The organism is Mariniluteicoccus flavus (genome assembly GCF_054776655.1).
On record NZ_BAAHBN010000006.1, the window covers coordinates 1 to 18,269 of the forward strand.

The window sequence follows — 18,269 nt, forward strand, 5'->3', positions numbered from 1 at the left end:
TCGTGAGATCGTTGGACCCCAAGGGCACCGGCCAAACTAGGTGGGGCATGCGCTGGAAGCCAGCGTTGAACGCGTTCGCCACCACCTTCGCTGACCGCATGCCCGCGGCCAGCACCACCCAGTAGAAGCCGCCACTTACACCGCTAATCGGACATACATGATGGAAAGCGTCTTGGGGAGTCGTGACCCTGCCTCTGACTGGTGTCCTGCTGGGCTACCGACAATCTGATCAGTCCGGCTCTCCAAGGCCTGGGTGACGACCGCCCGGCCATGACCTAATACGAGCCTGATCGCGAGTCCGGTGTATGTCCTGTCTGACCGAAGCGGCCGCCACCTGACCCATCCCGACGATCAGGAACAGGCCATGACCATCATGACAAACCCCGGCGACCGCGTCGCCGGGATCGACTCCCGCAAGGACACCATCCACATCGCGGTGATCACTGCTACTGGTTTGGAGGTCACCGATCACGAGTTCGCCACCACCACCGTCGGCTACCGCAAAGCCGTGGCCTGGCTAGCCAAGCACGGACCTGTCGCCGCGGTCGGCATCGAGGGCACCTCCAGCTACGGCGTCGGGATCACCGCGGCCTTGCGCCGCAACGGCATCCAGGTGGTCGAGGTCAACCGCACCCGGCCCGCGGAGCGCCGCAAACAAGGCAAGACCGACCGTCTCGACGCCTACCGCGCCGCCCGCTCCGTGATCTCCGGCGAGGCCACCACCCACCCCAAGCGCGACACGATCGAATCTCTGCGCGCTCTGGTGGTGACCCGCCGAAGCGCCAACAAATCCCTCCAGGCCTGCTGGCGCCAGATCGGCTCCATCTTGATCAACGCCAGCCCCCGGCTGCGTGACAAGTACCGTGATCTGGGCCGTGACAAGCTCGTTGACCTGCTTGCCGCCACTCGCCCGGACCAGATCAACGACCTGGCCGACGCCACCACCTTGCGAGCCCTGCGCAGCCTGGCCCGACGCCACCAGTTCCTGCGCGCCGAACTCGACGACCTCGACGCGCAACTCGACACCCACACCACGGCAAGGAATCCCGGGCTGCGCGCCATCCATGGCATCGGCCCAGCCCTGGCAGCAGTCCTGCTCATCACTGCCGGAGACAACCCCGACCGGCTGCGCAGCCCCGCTTCCTTCGCCGCGCTCTGCGGAACCAGCCCCATCCCCGTCTCATCCGGCAAGACCCAACGCCACCGCCTCTCCCGCGGCGGCGATCGGCAGGCCAACTGGGCCCTCCACCAAGCCATCAAGGTCCGCATGAGCCATGACCAACGCACCCGCGACTACCGCGACAAGCACCTCGACGCCGGCTGGACCCTCGCAGCCGTCTACCGTTCCCTCAAACGAGCACTCGCCCGAGAGGTCTACCGCGCCCTGACCGGCCACTGCGAGATCCCGAACTACACCGACCTACGACCCGCCCGCCAAGCCAAGAACATCACCCTCACCAACGCCGCCGAAGCCTGCGGCACCTGGCCCGCACGAATCTCCGAGATCGAACTCGGCAAGAGACGCAGCGACGACCTCGCCCACCGCTACCGAGAATGGCTCACAGCAGCTTGACACCAGATAGGAGCATCAGTCCCAGACTCGGGCGAAAACCATTTGATGCCCGTGTGCAGACCCCGCGGCGGTATCCACGGGGCTCCCAGCTGTATGAGGCCAGGACGTTGTTGACGCGTGATGGCGTCCCGGAAGCGGGCGGCTTGCCGCCGTGCGCGCCGTGGGGCCGGTGGTAGTTGTAGTGCAGGTTCCAGGTCTCGAGCGCTTTTTCGCGCTGGTGTTCTGAGGTCCAGGTTCTGACGTAGAGGAACTCTTCGGCGAGGATGCGGTTGTAGCGTTCGACTTTTCCGTTGTGCTTGGGCGTGTAAGGCCGGGTCCGCTGGTGCTCGGCACCGTTCGGGGCGGCGGCGAAGGCATTGGAGCGATAGCAGGCACCGTTGTCGGTGATGATCCGCTCGATCTTCACGATGCCATGCTTGGCGAACCATTCCCGGGCGCGGTTCAGGAACGCGACCGCGGTGGTGGCCTGCTCGTTCTCGAGCGATTCGGTGTACGCCAGGCGCGTGTGTCCGTCGATCGCAGAGTGTAGGTATGCGTATCCCGCTCGCGCGCCGCGGGACTTCGCGCGGGCGGCGGCCCTGGCCTCGGGGCTGTTCTTCCCGTGCACTCGCCAGCCGCCGCCGTCGGGGATGCGCCCGACCTTCTTCACGTCCAGGTGCACCATGTGCCCGGGATGCTTGGCGGTGATGGTCTTGATCTCTCGGTTGTTCTCGCCGTTGGGGTCGATGAACCGACGGCGGTTCAAGCCGAGCTGAGCCAGGTGGCGGGTGATCGTGCGCCGACTGACGGTGGTGCCGTCCGCGTGAAGCTCGAATGCGATGCGGGACGCCGACCATTTCTTCTCGCGCCGTAGCTGCTCGATCCTCGCCACCGTCTGGCCGGGTGTCGCGGTTGACTGTCGGACCGGAGCAGACGAGCGATCAAACAGCCCGAGTTCGCCGAACTTCCGGTAGCGGTTCACCCACTTCGATGCGGTCGCCCGCGAGATGCCCATCTCGGCCGCCACGTGCGCGATCGGCCGGGTGCGGCATCGCTCCACGAGACGTCGGCGACCCTCGGGCGTGAGTGGCGCATTCTTGTGGCTGCGCGTGCCCATCGACGAGCTTATGCTCGAGGTCATACTCTGCCGCCTAGCGCAAGGACGTGATGGTCCCGTCATGGATCGACCTGCCTAGAACAGACCCAGCACAAGCGTGATCGCCAGGAATAGCGCGAGCTGATAGCCGGTGTTGATGATCGTCAGCTTCAGAGGCTTCTGCTCGAACGAGTTGTGCTGGAGAAGAGTCGATGCGGACAGCGTCAGCCAGGCGACGAACCCAACCACCACCGCCAGCCACACGGAGTCGTTGCCGGTGGCCGCCGACGTGAGCCCGACGGCGAACGCCAGTCCGAAAGTGGTCGCCGCGTTGGACACGGCGAGCAGGACGAGGTTCCGTGTTCGGACGGGTCTGTTCTTCTCCGGTGTGATGCCCGTGAGTCCTTCCCAGGCGTCCGCGATGGCTCCCTTTGAGTACCAGGCCATCGCGACGACCATCCCCGCGACGAACGCGAGGAGCACACCAATCCAGCTGATCTCCATGCTCATACCTCCTTGACGGCCGGAGCACGGACTGCCCTGGCAACGACGACGGTACATTGATACCATCAAGCATGGTTGAAAATGTCAATCGTTCATCATCACGTCGATCCTACGGTCAGTTCTGCGGGCTGGCGCGCGCGCTCGACGTCGTCGGAGACCGCTGGAACCTCCTGATCGTGCGCGAGCTGCTGCCCGGACCCCTGCGATACGGCGAGCTCAAAGCATCCCTGCCGGGCGTGGCGAGCAACCTCCTCGCCGAGCGGTTGCGGACGATGGAGGAGACCGGCGTTGTGGAGCGAGCGCTGGGAGACACAGGCGTCGTCTACGGACTGACACGATGGGGCACGGAGCTCAAGGAGCCGATGGAGGCCCTGGGCCGGTGGGGCGTGCCTCTGCTGGCCGCCGGGCGCGGTGATGACGAGTTCCGGCCCCGGTGGCTGACGCTCGCCCTGCCCGCCATTCTCCACGGGAGGACGGCAGCGCCGCCCGTCGAGATCGGCTTTGAGGTCGAGGGTCTGCTCATCGTTCTCCGCATCGACGAGGGTGGTCCGAGCGCGCGGATCGGTGACAAAAATCGACCGAACACCGTCCTAGCGGCCGAGGCCGATACCGTTGTCGGCTTCGTCGCCGGCGCTCTCACCATCGACCAAGCGCTCTATGCAGGAGAACTCCGCGGAGACGCGGCCCCCCTTCGGCAAGCGTTCGCCTAAGACGCCACCTCCAAGGCAGCGGATCGGAGGGATCCGTAGTCGGTGCGACGCCGTCAACAACCTCATGGCCAGCAACACCTAGCAAGTTTGCCCCTTCGCCGCGTACGCCCCCTCCAGCGTCTCCTCCACCGCCGCGACCCACGTCTTCGAGAACCGCTCCGGGTCCCCCAGCCAGTCCGCCAGCGCGCCCACCGAGGTCGCGATGTCGTCCTCGTCGCACACCGCCGACACGATCAGCGGGCCGCAGTTCGCCACCGCCGTCGGGTCGCCCGCCACCGCGGACTCGAAGCCGGCGACCAGGGCTGCGTACGTCTCCTCGTCGATCTGTTCGGTCCGCCGCGTACGCAGCATCGCGCCGGCCTGTCGCAGCACCGCCGGGACCTCATCGCCCGGACGCTCGGCCTCGAGCGCGTCGGCGAGGACAAAGAGGTGGTCCTCGGTGAGGATGCGCGGCATGCCGCGGGCGGTGAGCACGTTCGACAGCCACGCCAGCTGGGCCTGCGCATGCTCGGCGTCAGCCGCCGCCACCGTCACCATCCAACCGGAGTCGCTGGCGCTGAAGGCGTCGCCGTCGCCGCCTCGCACGCCGCAATGGCCGCGGGGTCGGTGGTGACCCGGTGGTTGCCGGCGTCGGGATTGACGTCGCGGGCGGGGCGTACGGGCTCGTTCATGGCGCACAGTGTGGCAGGTCACTCGGTGTTACGATTCGGCGTCCTCCGTTCGGGGGAGGCGAACGAGGAGATCAGGTGCCATCCATCAGGCAGGCCGCGGCCATGGCGGGAGTCCCCGCGCTGCAGCTCGTGCGGTGGAACCATCGCCACCAGGTCACCGAGAACCGCGGCGGGTTCGGCATGACGATGTCCGACACCGACGTCGCCCGCCTGCTGAAGCTCAGCGAGCTGATCGCGCGCGGCGTGCCGGAGGCCGAGGCGGCCGAACAGGCCCGCGCGATGACGTTCGCCGATCCGACCAACGTGCTGCCCCACTTCACCAGCGACCTCGTGCGGTCCGCGAAGTCGATGGACGTCGCCCACCTCGACACCGTGCTGAACACGCGGCCTCCTGCTGGCACGCTGGCGACGCAGGTCGACGAGTGGCTGATGCCGGAGCTCCGGCGCGTCGGCGAGGCCTGGGTGCGCGGCGACCTGACGCCGGCCCAGGAGGACTTCGCGTCGTCGGGCGTGCTGGCGGCCCTGTACGCGCGCTATCGCGAGATGCCCGACGCGCCGGCGGGCGCGCCGACGGTCGTGATCGGCCTCGCGCCGGGCGAACTCCACGAGATCCCCCTGCTCGCGACGGCGCTGGTGCTGCGCGAGCGCGGCCTGAACGTGGACTACCTCGGCGCGAACGTGTCGGTGCAGCGCTGGGAGAGGGCCGTGGTCGACAGCGACGCGGTGGCGGCGGTCCTGGCCGCGCGTACGCCGGGGGCCGCGGCGGCGACGACCGACGTGACGACGATGGTGAAGCGGGTGGCGCCCGACTGCCTGGTGTGGGTGGGGGCGACGTACGCCCACCGGGTCCGCCACGCGCGGGTGGCGCCGAGCCTGATCTCGGAGGCGACGCAGGAGATCGCGGACGCGGCGTTCGGGGCGACGGTGTCGGAAACGGCCTGAGTCGTCGGCTCTATCCCGATCCCCCTCATTCCGTCTTACGAGATCGCGGCCCTCGACGCAGTGGCCGAGCGCGACCACGTCTCGCGTTCGGAGGCGATCCGCCGAGCGCTCGCCAGCCTCGCTGCATGAAGTTCACGCGAGCGCGCTCAAGCGTGGCGTCACGGGCGACGACGCGGTTCAGGCGGCGGACTGGTCACAGTGGATCGAGCCGCCGAAAGAGGACGACTGGCCACATCGAGAGCTCCCACTGGCTTCGACACCCGGCACGAGTGTCACGAATCGTCCACTCGATCCCTCAGCGAGGCCCTCTGAGTGGTTCTGCGCCGTCGAGTGGACGTTTCGTGACACGGGCCAGCGGACTCTCGCCGGGGCTCATGGTTCAGCGTTCCTGGTCACACGGGTTGGGTCCTCAACCCTCACTCACGGCGGTTCATGTCGAGCTGGGGTTGGTTCTGTCCGTTCCATCCCGTCTGCAGCGTCCGCTGCCCGTACGCCGACGGCGGGGCCGCGATCTCCTGCCCCGGCAGGGGAACCGGGAAGTTCGCCCCGAACTGGGGCGGGCCCTGCGGCGGGAAGGTGTCGAGATAGGCGAGGGCCTCGTCCGGGTGGGGATAGCGCTTCGTGGGCTCGCCGCCGGCAGGCAGCGCCGCAGCCCCGTACGGCTGGAAGCTCGGCGACGTGAACAGGTGGCCGGGCCGCGACCGGTCGCGCAGCGCGTGGGCGCGCCAGGTCAGCACGGGGTGGGTCGACGCGAGGTTCGCACACCAGACGAACAGCCCCTTCTCGAAGTGGGCGCGGTCGGCGAACTCATGGAGGTCGACGTTCTTGTTCAGGTATTTGCCGCCCGACAACACCTGGATCGCCCCGCCCGAGCCCTGGGGGCAGAACCGGTAGCCGTAGTTGTCGGCCGTGTATTCCTGCGCCCGCGACAGGAACAGCCCGAGGATCGGGATCTGCCGCAGCACCTGCATGGTCACGAGCCGCCAATAGGAGACGTGGCCCGCCGCGAGGTGGCCGACCTCGTGGCCGATGACGAACCGCAGCGCGTCGGGGTCGCGCGCCGCGCCGCCGACCTCGAACAGGTCGCTGTGGACGACGACGAAGCGCCGGAACCCGTGGCCCGACGCGAAGGCGTTGATCACGCCGGACCCCGACTTCACGTACGCGTCCGGCACGCGCGGGAGCCCGGCGGCCCGCGCGGCCTCGACGACCATGCGATAGCCCTCGGGGAACTGGGTCGGCGACATGCGGACGGCGTTGACGCGGAGCTGGGCGTACAGCAGGCCGCGGGCGAACAGGATCAGCAGCGGCGACACCATCAGGACGACAATGCCCTGGATGATCATCTCGTTGTTGCTGAGGCCCTGGTCGGCGCTGAGGGAGGCGGCGACGAGGATGCCGATCATCGAGGCATACGAGAGCAGGCACAGGACGCCGCCGACGATCAGCCAGGGGATCTCGCCGGGGTGGCGGATGCCGCTCTTGCGCAACTCGATCTGGCCGCGCCGCAGTTCCTTGTCTCGGGTGTCCGTGGTGGTGGTTTCTGTCATAAGGCACTCCTTGGAGATGAGAGAACTCTCATCACCATAGGTCGCGCATGGTCAACTGATCAGGCACCCACCACGCTGCGGGCGCGTACGCGGCCCTCGAGCGCCTCCTGGAGCAGGACCACGGTCTCGTCGGAGAGCTCCACGTCGAGCCGCCGGGCGTGGGCCGCGAGGCGCATCGCGAGCCGGCGTACCTCGCTGGGGTTGCCGGCCAGCGCCTCGGTGCGGACGCGCGCGCAGAGCAGCAACTCGTCCTCCGGCGCCGCGGTCAGCGCCCGGGCGGTGGCCCACCGGGCCAGGTCGAGGTCGCCGCGGTCGAGGGCGAGGCCGGCCAGGCGTACGCCGATGTCGCGCACGCAGCCGGCGATGTCGAGCCGCAGCTCCTCGGCCCAGTGCCACTGGCCGGGCGCGGCGTCGGCGAGCGGGGCGCCGCGTACGAGGTCGAGGGCGGCGACGAGGCCGGCCTCCGGTGTACGCCCCACCCCGCCGATGACGCTGACCCGCAGGCGGTCCCAGTCGGAGGTGACGGCGGGGTGGAGGGAGATGCGGCCGGAATAGGCGTCGGGGAGGTAGGGCTGGCCGTCATCGTCGACACCGAGCCACGTACGGAGGCGCGACATGTTGGAGCGGCGGGTGCCCTCGGCGACGAACAGCGCGGCGGCCATCTGGGGCGAGGTCGCGCCGGGGTGTTCGAGCAGCCAGGCGGCATATTCGATGCACTGGCGCACCGCCCGGCTGGGCCGCTCGCCGCGGGCACCGACGAGGTCGGTCGGGCCCAGCAGGAGGACGGTGGGATGGAGATCGTCCACGGTCGCGGACTCCTTGCGGTCGGCCGCGCGGGCGAGCGGCGTGATGCGGGGATTGCCGGTCCACCAGGGGGCCGGCTCGGTGTGGGTGGCGCGCGTGGCGCGCAGGGCCGCGACGAGGGCGTCGCGGGTGGGGGCGGGGACGCTCTGGGCAACGACGCTGCGTCCGTCGGGGAGGATCGACGCCTCGGGTCCGGGGCGGACCTGCCAGACCTCGCCGACCGCATTGGTCGTGACGACAGTGAGGCCGCGCTCGACCAGCGCCAGCACGCGCTGGGCCTCGGCGGTGTTCACGGGGGCGTCGAGGACCAGCACCTGCGGCCCCCACGCCTCCACCTGGGCGGGGTCGCGGCGATGGTCGCGCTCGTGGCCGGTGAGGCGGGCGGGACGGTCGGCGTACGCGCCCTCGACCATGCGCAGGCCGGCCTCGGCGTCGAGGCAGTGCACGAGCGACGGCGCGTCGAGCGCCTCGGCGAACTCGCCGTCGCCGCCGACGAGGGTGACGCGTACGCCGTCGGCCCACGCGCCGGAGGTGAGCTCGACGACCAGCGCGTTGAGGAGGCCGGCGATGGTCTCGCGGTCGCCCTGGAGCGAGAGCAGCGGGGTGCGCTCGAGGTCGAGCAGGGCCATGGTTCCGTCGGCGTCGACGCCGGCAGTGACGACGGCGCCCCAGGGGTTCGCGAGGGGCGCGGGCGGGGCGGCGAGAAGCGAGTGGAGGGTGGGACCGGCGAGTTCGAGGGCGTGGCCGCGGGCGGTGAATCCGGGGGGTGTGGGGAGGGGACGGTCGAACTCGAGGGACAGATGGTCGGGGCCGAGGCTCGCGGCGACGAGGGCCGGCAGTGGGCCGTTGACGGCCCCCGCGATCGCACGGAGCGCGGGGCCGAGGGCCCGGGCCCCGGCACCGTCGGCGGCGTACGCGGCCGCAGCCGCGAGCTCGGAGGCGGCCGGCTCCGGGGTCGGAAAGCGACGCCCGAGCGGACGCGACGCCTGTTGGGCGGCGCGGCGGTGGCTGAGCGAGGCGGCGATGGTGGCAGAGAGGAGTCCTCCGGCGAGCAGGCCGAGGGAGCCGAGGGTGGCGTCGGACGCGACAGCAGCGGGGGCAGGCGCGGACGCCTCCGGCTGGACGGGCCGAGCGGTCGGCTCCGCGGCGGTCTCGGCGGGGTCGACCGGTCGATCCGCCTCGCGGGCCGGGTCGACCGCGTCGGCCTCCCCAGCGGCGATGGACAGGTGGGCGGGACGGGCGGACGCCGGCTCGGACTGGGGCTGGGATTGGGGCACGGACTGGGGGGTGGGGGCCGCGCCGGGGATGCGCAGCCGCCAGCCCGCCTCGATCTGGTGGGGATTGTCGATGAGGTCGGCGTTGGCCGCGTGAATGCGCGACCACTGGGAACCATCGCCGTAGTGGCGCTCCGCGATCGACCACAGGTCGTCGCCGGTCCGCACCACGTGGGTGACGTCGGCCGGTCGGGACCGGATCGGCGCGGCGGGCCGGGCGGACTCGTCGGTCGTCTCGGTCTGGGTCAGCGTCAGTTCCTGGGCCCGCGCGGGCGCCGGACTGACGGTGGGCGCCGCCACCATCGCCACCACGGTCAGCACGAGCCCCGATGCCAGAGACTGCGGCAATCCGAGCCCCGGCAGGCGTACGCGGCCCCGTCGCCCGCGGACCGCCGCGTACGCCTCCACCGCGACCGACAGGGCGAACGCGGCCCACGCGGCCCAGCCGACGAGGGTCATCAGGCCGAGGAGCAGCGACCCGTTGTCGGGCCGCAGCAGGGCTTCGGCGAGGCCGCCGGACAGGTCGGGGAGACGCCCGACATGGAAGAGCGCGAACGGCGTTCCACCGACGACGCCGACGAGGAAGACGAGCGCGGCGAACCCGCGCGCGAACCTCACCGGCGCTCCCGGAAGCTGTCGAGCGCCGACACGCCGCTGCCGCGGGCGTCGATCTTGCCGGGCACCGCGAGGCCGACGAGGTCACCGAGCGGCACGCGGCAGGAGACGTCGACGCGGACGCGCGCCGGCTGGCCCACGGCGGCCGCGAACCCGCCGACATCGACCTGCACGTGCTGGTCGGCGCAGCGCATCCCCTGCGTACGCAGGGATTCCGCGACCACCGCCCGCGCGCGGACACCAGCGGCCGGAGCCGATCGCTCCAGCGTCGCCGCCCGCGCACCCGCGTGGGCGGCGTCGGCGACGACCGAGCGCGCGAACCACACGCGCGCCCCCGCCACCAGGCAGGCGACGACCAGCAGCAGCACCGGCACGAGCACCAGCGCCTCGACGCTGGCCGCGCCGCGTTCGTCACGCCTCATCGCAGTCTCTCCCTCGGCGCCGAAGCGATCTCGTCGACCTGGCCCAGGCCGAGGTCGACGAGCACGGGGATGCGTCCGACCACCCGGGCGCGCACCGCGGTCGCGTCACCGGACACCTCGACACGGTGGTCGAGGAGCCCGCCCGCGTGGGCGATGGTCGCCGCGGCCCGCTGGGCGTCGCCGGGCCGCGACCCGTACGCCGACTCGGCCTCGACGGCGGCCGCCGCGGCGTTCACGGCCACGTTGCGCCCGTGCCACATCAGCCCGACCTGGATCGCACCGAACAGGACCGCGAGCATCACCGGGGCGAGCAGCGCCCACTGGACCGATTCGCTGGCGCCCCGCTCGTTGCGCGACCGGGTCATCGCGGCAGCTTGCCCTCGACGTAGATCTTGATGGCGGCGATCACGGCCATCGCGATCGCGACTGCGCCGGCCAGCAAGATGGCGTTCTCGGTGCTCTGGCTGAGTCCGCGCTCGTCGCGGCGCGGCATCACGACGGCCAGGACGAGGCCGACCAGGGAGTGGAGTCGAGCGGTCATGAGGTTCTCCTTCGGGGTGCATACATCGGGGTGGTGCTTCACGATCAATCCTTGCGGTTCTGGGAGGGGCTGAACTGGTTATCCACAGGGCAATTCCGCATGGCTGGTGTCCTCGCTCTCAGGCCAGCAGCCGCATCAGCGGCGGAATCAGGAACACCAGGCCGAACACCATCGCGGGCAGGGCCATCCAGAGCGTCATGCGCTCCGACACCTCGTGGGCGCGCGTGCGCTGGTCGGTGAGGTGGGCGTCGCGGAGCTCGCGTACGCGGGCGCGCAGGGTGTCCGACACCGCCGCGCCCGACTCGTCGAGCTGCATCACGTCGGCGATGTCGGCGAGCTCCGGGAGCCGCAGGCGGTCGGCGAGGCGGCGGAGCTCGGCGTACGGGGGTCGCTGCTCCAGGCGCGCGCGGTCGAGGGCGCCGCGAATGCTGCAGAACAAGGGGCTTGCGGAGACCCGCGACGCGGCCTCGAGCGACTGGGTGGCCGAGCGGTTGGCGAGTCGCTCGAGGATGATGAGGTCGAAGAACGTGAACAGGGCCTCGTGGGCGTCGCTGCGGACGCGCCCGGCCTCGCGCCGCAGCAGGAGGTCGGGCAGGAACCAGCCACCGACGGCACCGGCGAGCGCCGCGACGAACGGCACCGGGCCGGGCAGGAGCGAGGCGAAAAGGGCGCCGGCGACGGCCGGGAGGGCGGCTCCGAGCAGCGTCAGGACGAGCTTGTCCGCATAGAACTCGGCGATCGGCTTGCGCTGCAGTTCGAGCAGTTGCACCTGACCCGGCAGGAGCGGCACCGGCGAGTGGCGATACGCCCACAGGCCGAGGCGCTCGCTGGTGGTGCGGGCGGTGAGGTCGAGACCACCGGCCGGCAGCGGATCGGGGTCGAGGGCGGCGAGGGCATCGGCGAGGCGGGGGTGGGTGCGACGGAGGCCGAGCGCGATCGCCACGAGGCCGAAGCCGGCGAGCATGCCGATCGCCATGGCGAGCCCGGTCAGCGTACGCCCCGGCAGCCCGCCGACGAGCCAGTCGGGGATCAGCCAGGTGAGGTCAGGCACGGGCCACCACCTCCCCCGCGGGTCGTTCGTCGACCACACCCTGCAGGATCCGCTCGCGCTTCGGCGGCGCGGTGATGTGGCGCATCATCGCGAGCGCGCCGACGTACGCGACCGCGAGCCCGGCGAGGACGACCTGGCCGAGCGGGGTTGCGTACGGAGCGAAGAAGTCGCGGCCCATCAGCAGGCAGGCGGCGAGCATCACCCCGCTGACGAGGGTGACCTGGCGGACGACGACGCGGGGCTTGGCGCGCTCCGCCTCGATGTCACGCAGGGCCCGCAGCCGGTCGGCGATCGAGGCGGACAGGGCGTCCAGCGAGGCGGTCGCGCCGGTGCCACCGCGGTGGGCGGCCAGCATCAGGGCCGCGAGGACCGCGTCGGCGTCCGCGCTGTCGAGTTCGTCGGCCATCGCCGACAGAGCGTCCCGCGTCGACCAGCGGTCGTCGAGGCGCGAGACGGCGAGCGAGAGCGGCGCGGCGAGCAGGGGCGGGGCCGTGCGTACCGACGCCCGCACCGCGTCGGCCACGGAGCGGCCGGTCGGCAGCATGGCCGCGAGCGACCGCACCCACCGGTCCAGCGCCGCGAGCAGTTCGACCTCGCGGTTCTCGGGATTGCCCAGCAGATAAGGGATCCCCACGACGAGCAGGGGGACGATGATCGCCGCCACGGCCCAGCCTGACAGAGCCCACAGCAGGACCCCGACGGCGAGGCCGAGCGCCAGGCGCCGGTCCCTCCGACGCCCGGCCACGCCCGCCGGTCGGCGGGTGAGGCCGGCCCACCCCCGCCCGGGACGGCGCGGCTCTTCGACAGCACCCAGGAACCCGCGTACGCAGGCCACGATCCCTGCGCACACGAGGATTCCGCAGGCCGCCGCCCACACGGTGGTCACGGCGTCCGCCAGGAGTCGGCGTACTGGCGCAGCTCGTGGATCGCCGCGGCCGCGGGGAAGAACCCGGCCGGCTCGGACGCGCTGGGCTCGGCGCGGTAGGTGAGGTGGGTGGTCGGTCGGCCGCCCTCGATCGCGCCGGTGAGCTCGCGCACCTCCGCGACGTGGCGCCGGCGTACGCCGCCCCGCCAGGTGTCGTCGACCAACTGGCAGTGGACCAGGAGCGACACGTTGTGGGCGATCTGGCGGTAGGCCTCGTCCATGCCCATGCCGCCGCCGCGCGCGACGCGGGCGGCGAGGCGGTCCATGGTGGCGGACGCCGAGTGGGAGTGGGTGGTGCTGAGGGTTCCTGCGCCGGCGGCCATGGCCTCGAACATGGCCGCAGCCTCGTTGCCGCGGACCTCGCCGACGATGATCCGGGCAAGGTTCTGGCGCAGGGCCTCGGGGATGAGGTCGGCGACCGTGTGCTCGCCGAGGGCGCGGCCGTCCTGGCGCTCGCCGAGGCCGATCCGCGCCTGCAGGGCAAGGATGTTGCGGCGATGGGGCTGCAGGTGGGTGAGCAGCTCGTAGTCGGTCTCGATCGTCCCGAACCGTTCCGTGGCAGGGATCGCCGCGATCAGCGCCCGCAGCAGCGTCGTCTTGCCGGCACCCTGGTCGCCCGAGATGACGATGGAGCGCCGCGCCTGCACGGCGGCGTGGAGGAAACGCGCGAGGGCCTCGGGCAACATGCCGCCGGCGACGAGATCGGGCAGCGTGACGTCGACCAGCGTGTGCTGGCGGATGGTGACCGACGGCCGCCACGACAGCCCGAACCCGATGGCATGCAGGCGAAAGCGGTCACCGAGCGCGAGCGTCATCGACGGGTGGGCGTCGTCGAACGGACGCGGCGGGTTCGCGCTCTCGCCGAGGAAGCGGATGGCTTCGACGAGCTCGTCGTCGCTGTCGGCGACGGGCGGGTGGGCGTAGCGCGTGCCGTCCGATCGCTGCACCATCACGGAATCGTGGCCGTGGATCTCGATGTTCTCGGCGTCGGCGAGCTCGAACAGCGGTTGGAGTCGGCCGTAGCCGAAGATCGCGCTCTCGACCGACTGGGCGTACGCCTCCTCGAGGTCGATCGGCCACAGCTCGCGACCCTCGTCGCTGAGGCGCTCGGCGTGGGCGCGGACGACCTGGCGGATCACCGATCCGGCGAGCATGCGGCGATCGGCGACGGGCAGGTCGGCCGACGTGCGCTCGGCGATGCGCGTGCCGGCCTCGCGGCGCAGGACGGTGACCGTGGCCCAGTCGATGGCGGTCGGGCGGGGACGGGAAGGGCGCTCGTCGCGCTGGCGCATCTCCTCCCGGGTGAAGGTGGTCGGCACGCCGGTGACCAACATGGGACCGACCGGGTCGCTGGCGACGGGCGTCTGGAACAGCGCGACGGACCGCAGTCCGGCGCGTTCGGCGGTCATCGCGCGGCCTCGGCGACGGCCAGGGTGGACGCGAGGGCACGGAAGGACCGGGCGTACGCGCGGTGGTCGAACCGCGACGGCCGCGTCGCCCCGTGGGAATGGACGCGCGCGGCGGCGGGGTCGTCGGCGATGACGCCGAGGACGGGTACGCCGAACTGGGCCTCGATCTCCTTGCCGGTGTAGGGCTGGCCCTCGCCGATCAGGAGCAGCCCCACGCGGCCGGAGGGGTGGAGCTGGGTGCGGCGCTGGACCAGCTGACCGAGGTGGAGGCGCGCGGCAGCGAGGGCGCGGAGGTCGGTGCGGGTGACCAGCAGGGTGGTGTGGGCCGCCGCGACGAGCGGTGACGGGAGACCCTCGGACACGCGCCCGGCATCGACGATCACGTCGAGACCGGCGCCCTCGACACGACCGAGCGCCTCGACGAGGTCGGGCCACAGCGGCTGGAACAGGGCGGGCGCGCCGGGGTGGTTGAAGCCCGGCAGGAACAGGCGGCCCGGGCCGGACTCGGTGAGGGCCACGCAATGGAGGGTGAGTTCGTCGCCCATGAAGCGGCGCTCGCGATGGACGCGGGCGAGGCCGGACAGTCCGCGCCCGGCGAGGTCGGCACCGCCGAGCCAGCCGGCCTGGATGGCCTGGGCGGGCTGGCGGTCGGCGTCGACGAGGAGCACGTCGCGGCCCCACGCCAGCGTGAGGGCGAGCGCGGCGGTCGTGACGCCGGGCGAGCCCGCCGCGGACGTCAGCACCAGCATCATCAGCCCTGCGCCTCCTTGACCAGCACGAGCCGATCGACGGCGGCGAGCTCGGCGACGGCGCGGGCGCGGTCTTGGGGCACGCGGACGTCGAGCAGGGTGGCGACGCCGTCGGGGCCGACTCGGGGGGCGGTGAGGACCACGGCGGAGATGAGCTGGGCCTGGTTGTTCTGGGAGGTCTGGCTCGGCGGGGTCTGGCCCCCCTGGTTGGCGGGCGTACGCGGGTCGTCCACGGGGATCAGTTGCACCGCCGCCCCCGGCGGCAGGTCGCCCACGGGGAGCCGACCGGGGGCGAGTTTGAGGCCGACCTGGGTGAACCCCTTCTCGAGCGCGCTGTCGCCGATGGAGTTGTCGGGCAGGAGGGCGCCCCCGCCCAGATCGATGAGGGCGCGGCGTCCGACGAGTTCGGCGGTGCGGTCGACGTCGACGGTCGAGATGCCGGGGAGGCTGCCGACGCGGACGGGGCGCAGGTGGCCGGCCGTGACGACCTCGCCGCGATGGAGCGGTCGCGTGACCTGCAGGACCTCGCGGGTGCCGCTGGCTTCTGCGTACAACAGCGCGGATCCGAGGCCGCCGAGGCAGACCGCGAGGACGCCGGCGGCGATCCAGCGGGGTTGCCGGCGCGGTCGCGCGGTGGGACGCACGGCGGTGAAGCCGGTGGTGGCGTCCTGGGCGTGCTCGGAGCGCGCCGAATCGACGGTCGTCATTGTCGTCCTCGAGCCGGGGGGTCAGCGGGGGCGAGGCCGCGGCACGGGGGTGCGCCGGACCTGCGGGCCGTGTGAATCACCCGCGTTGGACAACCTAGGGGCGCAGCAAGCCCACCATCGGCGTGTCGGGCGTGAACAGTCGATGAACAGGATGTGACCACGGGTAGGTGGTCATTATGTCCCGAAACTCCGTGTTCTTGGTCACTTCCGGCTCCTGGAGGTTGCGTACGCCGGTCTCGCAAGAGCAGAGTTGTCCCATGACCCAGCGAATCCTGAGCCTCACCCTCGCGGCCGTGGTGCTCCCGACCCTGCTGGCCGGCTGCTCGTCGGCCCCCTCCGCGGCGCCGGCCGCTCCCCCGGCCGCCGCCTCCAAGCCGGCCGCCGTCGACGCGGCGGCGATGCTCGCCAAGCACAACCTGGCCGGCAAGACGCCCGAGCAGGTCGTCGAGGCGCTCGACCAGGACCCGCGGCCGAGGCCGCTGCCGATGAAGGCGTCGGTGCGCTCGGCCGAGGTGATCCTCAACGACGGGGCCGGCGAGGCCCGCCTGCCGCTGACGACCGACAAGTTCTATCTGTCGATCGCGCCCTGGAAGACGTTCACCCACGAGTGCCACTTCCACAACGTCGGCACGTGCCGGGGCGAACTCGCGCGCAAGCAGGTCCACGTGACCGTCACCTCGAGCGACGGGAAGACGCTGGTCGACACGGACGCGACGACGTACGCGAACGGGTTCGTCGGATTCTGGATCCCGAAGCACACGCGGGGCACGGTGAAGGTGACCGCGGAGGGGATGACGGGCGAGACGTCGTTCGACAGCTTGGAGGGCGGCGCGACCTGCGTGACGACGCTGAAGGTGGCGTGACGCGGACAGGTCGCCCCGGAGTCGGGGGGGTGGTCGCCCCGCGGGCTCACCCAGCGACCTGTCGCGTGTGCGTGAGTTGCGTAATTCGCCCGGCGTGTCGACCCAACTCGTGCAGCGGTGTGCACAAGTTGGGCGAAAGAAGGCGTGAGCTACTGGCCCTTGCGGCGCTTCGCGCCCACGATGAGGAACACGATGCCGCCGAGCACCAGGGCCACGACCAGCGCGATCATCGCCGGGCTCACCGGCGAGCCGGCCCGGGCGAGGCGGTCCCCGGTCGGCTGCTCGGCGCCGAATCCGGTCAAGAACCCCGCCAGCGCGAGGCTCGCGGCCGCGAAAACGGCGGCGCCTGCGGTGAACCGGGTGGCGTTCATGACAACCTCCTGCGTCGGGCACGGCGTACGACGCATCGAGCCTACTCTGCGGGGGCCTGGACCGGCCCGTTGATCCCGTGACCCAGGAGTATCGTCACCCTGTGACCTCCCAGCCGGTCGAGACGACCAGTCCAGTTCCCGCGGGAACCGCACCGCTGCGCGTCGTGGTCGTGGGCGCCGGCCTCGCCGGGCTCGCCGCGGCCCGCCGCCTCGCCGCGGCAGGGCACGACGTCACCGTGCTCGAGGCGTCCGGCCTCGTCGGCGGCCAGGTCCGCACCGTCGACTGGCACGGGCTTCCCGTCGACGTGGGCGCCGAGGCCATGCACCTCGGGGCGCCCCCGCTCAAGGCACTCGTCGACGACCTCGGCCTGCTCGACGACGTCATGGGCGCCAACGCCGGCAGCTCCTGGCTCCTCACGCGCAGGGGACTGACCCCCCTGCCCGCCGGCGTCGGCCCCACCGGGCCGACCCAGATCGCACCCGTGCTCAGGTCCGGCATCCTCACCGTCGCCCAGCTCGCCCGCGCCGGCCTGGAGCCCGTGATGGCCCGCCGCAAGATGTCCGGCGACATGTCCGTCGGCGACTTCACCACGCGCCGCTTCGGCCGCGCCGTCACCGAGATCTTCGTCGACCCCCTGCTCGGCAACCTCCACGCCGGCGACGTCGACCGCCTGTCCCTGCGCTCGACCGCGGCCCAGCTGCTGCCGGCCGCCGAGGGCGGCGAGTCGATCGTGCTGCGGAAGCGCCCGCCCGCTCCCCCCGGTCCCGCGATGCCGATGTTCGCGTCGTTCGCCACGGGGCTGCGTACGCTCACCGACGCCGCGGCCGCGGGCCTGACCGTCCACACCGACTCCCCCGTGACCGCGCTCGAGCGCGAGGGCGCGGGCTGGCGGGTCGTCGCGGGCGACACCGCGTACGCGGCCGACCGCGTCGTGCTCGCCGTGCCTGCCTCGGTCGCGGGACTGCTCTTGGACGCCCACGCGCCCGGCGTCGCCGACGAGCTCGCTGCGGGGCGCGTGGCCGACGTCGCGACGGTGGTGCTGGCCTATCCGAGGGCTGCCGCCGCCAAGGTGCCCGCGTTGGCCGAGGCCAACGGCGTCCTGCTCCCGAGCGGGTCGGGCCGCCTGCTGAAGGCCGCGACCCACCTGTCGCGCAAGTGGACCCACCTGCAGCACGACGACTTCTACCTCGTCCGCGCGTCTGCGGGTCGCGTCGGCTCCGGCGCGCTCGCGCTGCTCGAGGACGCCGAGGTCATCCGCCGCATCCACCGCGAGTATGCCGACCTCGTCGGCCTCGACACACGCCCCGCAGACGCGCTCGTGACGCGGTGGGACAACGCGTACCCCCAACTCGAAGTGGGGCACGCCGAGCGCCTGGAGAAGGTACGCGCGCGCCTCGCCGACCTGCCCGTCGACCTCGTCGGCTGCGCATTCGACGGCCTCGGATTGCCCTCCGTGGTGAAATCTGCGGCAAAACTCGTCTGACCGAACGGTTTTCATGGCGTCGACCTTTG

The 18,269-nt window shown here is 71.7% G+C and carries 20 protein-coding genes and 1 pseudogene; 6 read left to right on the forward strand and 15 right to left on the reverse strand.

Going from position 1 to position 18,269, the window contains the following annotated elements; translation table 11 throughout:
* The first annotated feature begins 301 nt into the window (after positions 1-301).
* Complete coding sequence (locus tag ACYVAG_RS10945; protein ID WP_460769628.1) at positions 302-1,573, forward strand: IS110 family RNA-guided transposase; 1,272 nt, start codon at positions 302-304, stop codon at positions 1,571-1,573.
* Positions 1,574-1,661: 88 nt separating this feature from the next.
* On the opposite strand, the pseudogene ACYVAG_RS10950 reads toward ACYVAG_RS10945, so the two are convergent.
* Both ACYVAG_RS10950 and ACYVAG_RS10955 read right to left on the reverse strand, forming a co-directional pair.
* Positions 1,662-2,669, reverse strand: a pseudogene (locus ACYVAG_RS10950) (IS481 family transposase); the annotation flags it as partial.
* A gap of 75 nt (positions 2,670-2,744) precedes the next feature.
* On the reverse strand, positions 2,745-3,152 hold the full coding sequence (locus ACYVAG_RS10955) for a DUF1761 domain-containing protein (protein ID WP_012832542.1): 408 nt from the start codon (positions 3,150-3,152) through the stop codon (positions 2,745-2,747).
* A gap of 71 nt (positions 3,153-3,223) precedes the next feature.
* On the opposite strand from ACYVAG_RS10955, the gene ACYVAG_RS10960 reads away from it, so the two are divergent.
* Positions 3,224-3,862 (forward strand): winged helix-turn-helix transcriptional regulator, encoded by a 639-nt coding sequence (locus tag ACYVAG_RS10960; RefSeq protein ID WP_460769631.1) that lies wholly within the window; start codon positions 3,224-3,226, stop codon positions 3,860-3,862.
* Positions 3,863-3,940: 78 nt separating this feature from the next.
* On the opposite strand, the gene ACYVAG_RS10965 is transcribed toward ACYVAG_RS10960, so the two are convergent.
* Entirely contained in the window at positions 3,941-4,390 is a 450-nt protein-coding gene (locus tag ACYVAG_RS10965) for a hypothetical protein (RefSeq protein WP_460769633.1), read from the reverse strand.
* A 2-nt stretch (positions 4,391-4,392) separates the two neighbouring features.
* Positions 4,393-4,533, reverse strand: a complete 141-nt coding sequence (locus ACYVAG_RS10970) for a hypothetical protein (protein ID WP_460769635.1) — start codon at positions 4,531-4,533, stop codon at positions 4,393-4,395.
* 75 nt (positions 4,534-4,608) lie between these two features.
* Between ACYVAG_RS10970 and ACYVAG_RS10975 the strand changes: the two genes are divergently transcribed.
* On the forward strand, positions 4,609-5,475 hold the full coding sequence (locus tag ACYVAG_RS10975; protein ID WP_460769636.1) for a hypothetical protein: 867 nt from the start codon (positions 4,609-4,611) through the stop codon (positions 5,473-5,475).
* A gap of 42 nt (positions 5,476-5,517) precedes the next feature.
* A complete protein-coding gene (locus tag ACYVAG_RS10980; protein WP_460770030.1) occupies positions 5,518-5,604 on the forward strand; it encodes a ribbon-helix-helix protein, CopG family in 87 nt (28 codons plus the stop codon).
* A 287-nt stretch (positions 5,605-5,891) separates the two neighbouring features.
* Here ACYVAG_RS10980 and ACYVAG_RS10985 read toward each other — a convergent pair whose 3' ends face one another.
* From ACYVAG_RS10985 to ACYVAG_RS11030, 10 genes are all read right to left on the reverse strand, one after another.
* On the reverse strand, positions 5,892-7,025 hold the full coding sequence (locus ACYVAG_RS10985; RefSeq protein WP_460769638.1) for a M48 family metallopeptidase: 1,134 nt from the start codon (positions 7,023-7,025) through the stop codon (positions 5,892-5,894).
* A 59-nt stretch (positions 7,026-7,084) separates the two neighbouring features.
* Positions 7,085-9,721: a LysM peptidoglycan-binding domain-containing protein gene (locus ACYVAG_RS10990; RefSeq protein ID WP_460769640.1), complete on the reverse strand. Its 2,637-nt coding sequence runs from the start codon at positions 9,719-9,721 to the stop codon at positions 7,085-7,087.
* Positions 9,718-10,140 carry a TadE/TadG family type IV pilus assembly protein gene (locus ACYVAG_RS10995; RefSeq protein ID WP_460769642.1) on the reverse strand — a complete coding sequence of 141 codons (423 nt, stop codon included), beginning with the start codon at positions 10,138-10,140 and terminating at the stop codon, positions 9,718-9,720. The genes ACYVAG_RS10990 and ACYVAG_RS10995 overlap by 4 nt, the downstream gene beginning before the upstream one ends.
* Entirely contained in the window at positions 10,137-10,505 is a 369-nt protein-coding gene (locus tag ACYVAG_RS11000; protein ID WP_460769644.1) for a TadE family protein, read from the reverse strand. Before ACYVAG_RS11000 ends, ACYVAG_RS10995 begins: the two co-directional genes overlap by 4 nt.
* Positions 10,502-10,681 (reverse strand): hypothetical protein, encoded by a 180-nt coding sequence (locus ACYVAG_RS11005; RefSeq protein ID WP_460770031.1) that lies wholly within the window; start codon positions 10,679-10,681, stop codon positions 10,502-10,504. Before ACYVAG_RS11005 ends, ACYVAG_RS11000 begins: the two co-directional genes overlap by 4 nt.
* A gap of 118 nt (positions 10,682-10,799) precedes the next feature.
* On the reverse strand, positions 10,800-11,732 hold the full coding sequence (locus ACYVAG_RS11010; RefSeq protein WP_460769645.1) for a type II secretion system F family protein: 933 nt from the start codon (positions 11,730-11,732) through the stop codon (positions 10,800-10,802).
* Positions 11,725-12,618, reverse strand: a complete 894-nt coding sequence (locus ACYVAG_RS11015; protein WP_460769647.1) for a type II secretion system F family protein — start codon at positions 12,616-12,618, stop codon at positions 11,725-11,727. Before ACYVAG_RS11015 ends, ACYVAG_RS11010 begins: the two co-directional genes overlap by 8 nt.
* A complete protein-coding gene (locus tag ACYVAG_RS11020; protein WP_460769649.1) occupies positions 12,615-14,066 on the reverse strand; it encodes a CpaF family protein in 1,452 nt (483 codons plus the stop codon). The genes ACYVAG_RS11015 and ACYVAG_RS11020 overlap by 4 nt, the downstream gene beginning before the upstream one ends.
* Complete coding sequence (locus ACYVAG_RS11025) at positions 14,063-14,818, reverse strand: hypothetical protein (RefSeq protein WP_460769650.1); 756 nt, start codon at positions 14,816-14,818, stop codon at positions 14,063-14,065. The genes ACYVAG_RS11020 and ACYVAG_RS11025 overlap by 4 nt, the downstream gene beginning before the upstream one ends.
* Positions 14,818-15,522, reverse strand: coding sequence for an SAF domain-containing protein (locus ACYVAG_RS11030; RefSeq protein WP_460769652.1), 705 nt, complete (start codon positions 15,520-15,522; stop codon positions 14,818-14,820). Before ACYVAG_RS11030 ends, ACYVAG_RS11025 begins: the two co-directional genes overlap by 1 nt.
* Positions 15,523-15,779: 257 nt before the next feature.
* Between ACYVAG_RS11030 and ACYVAG_RS11035 the strand changes: the two genes are divergently transcribed.
* Positions 15,780-16,385, forward strand: a complete 606-nt coding sequence (locus tag ACYVAG_RS11035) for a CueP family metal-binding protein (protein ID WP_460769653.1) — start codon at positions 15,780-15,782, stop codon at positions 16,383-16,385.
* 149 nt (positions 16,386-16,534) lie between these two features.
* Here ACYVAG_RS11035 and ACYVAG_RS11040 read toward each other — a convergent pair whose 3' ends face one another.
* Positions 16,535-16,756, reverse strand: a complete 222-nt coding sequence (locus tag ACYVAG_RS11040; protein ID WP_460769655.1) for a hypothetical protein — start codon at positions 16,754-16,756, stop codon at positions 16,535-16,537.
* Between the two features lie 101 nt (positions 16,757-16,857).
* Between ACYVAG_RS11040 and hemG the strand changes: the two genes are divergently transcribed.
* Positions 16,858-18,240, forward strand: coding sequence for a protoporphyrinogen oxidase (hemG, locus tag ACYVAG_RS11045; protein ID WP_460769656.1), 1,383 nt, complete (start codon positions 16,858-16,860; stop codon positions 18,238-18,240).
* Positions 18,241-18,269: the final 29 nt, after the last annotated feature.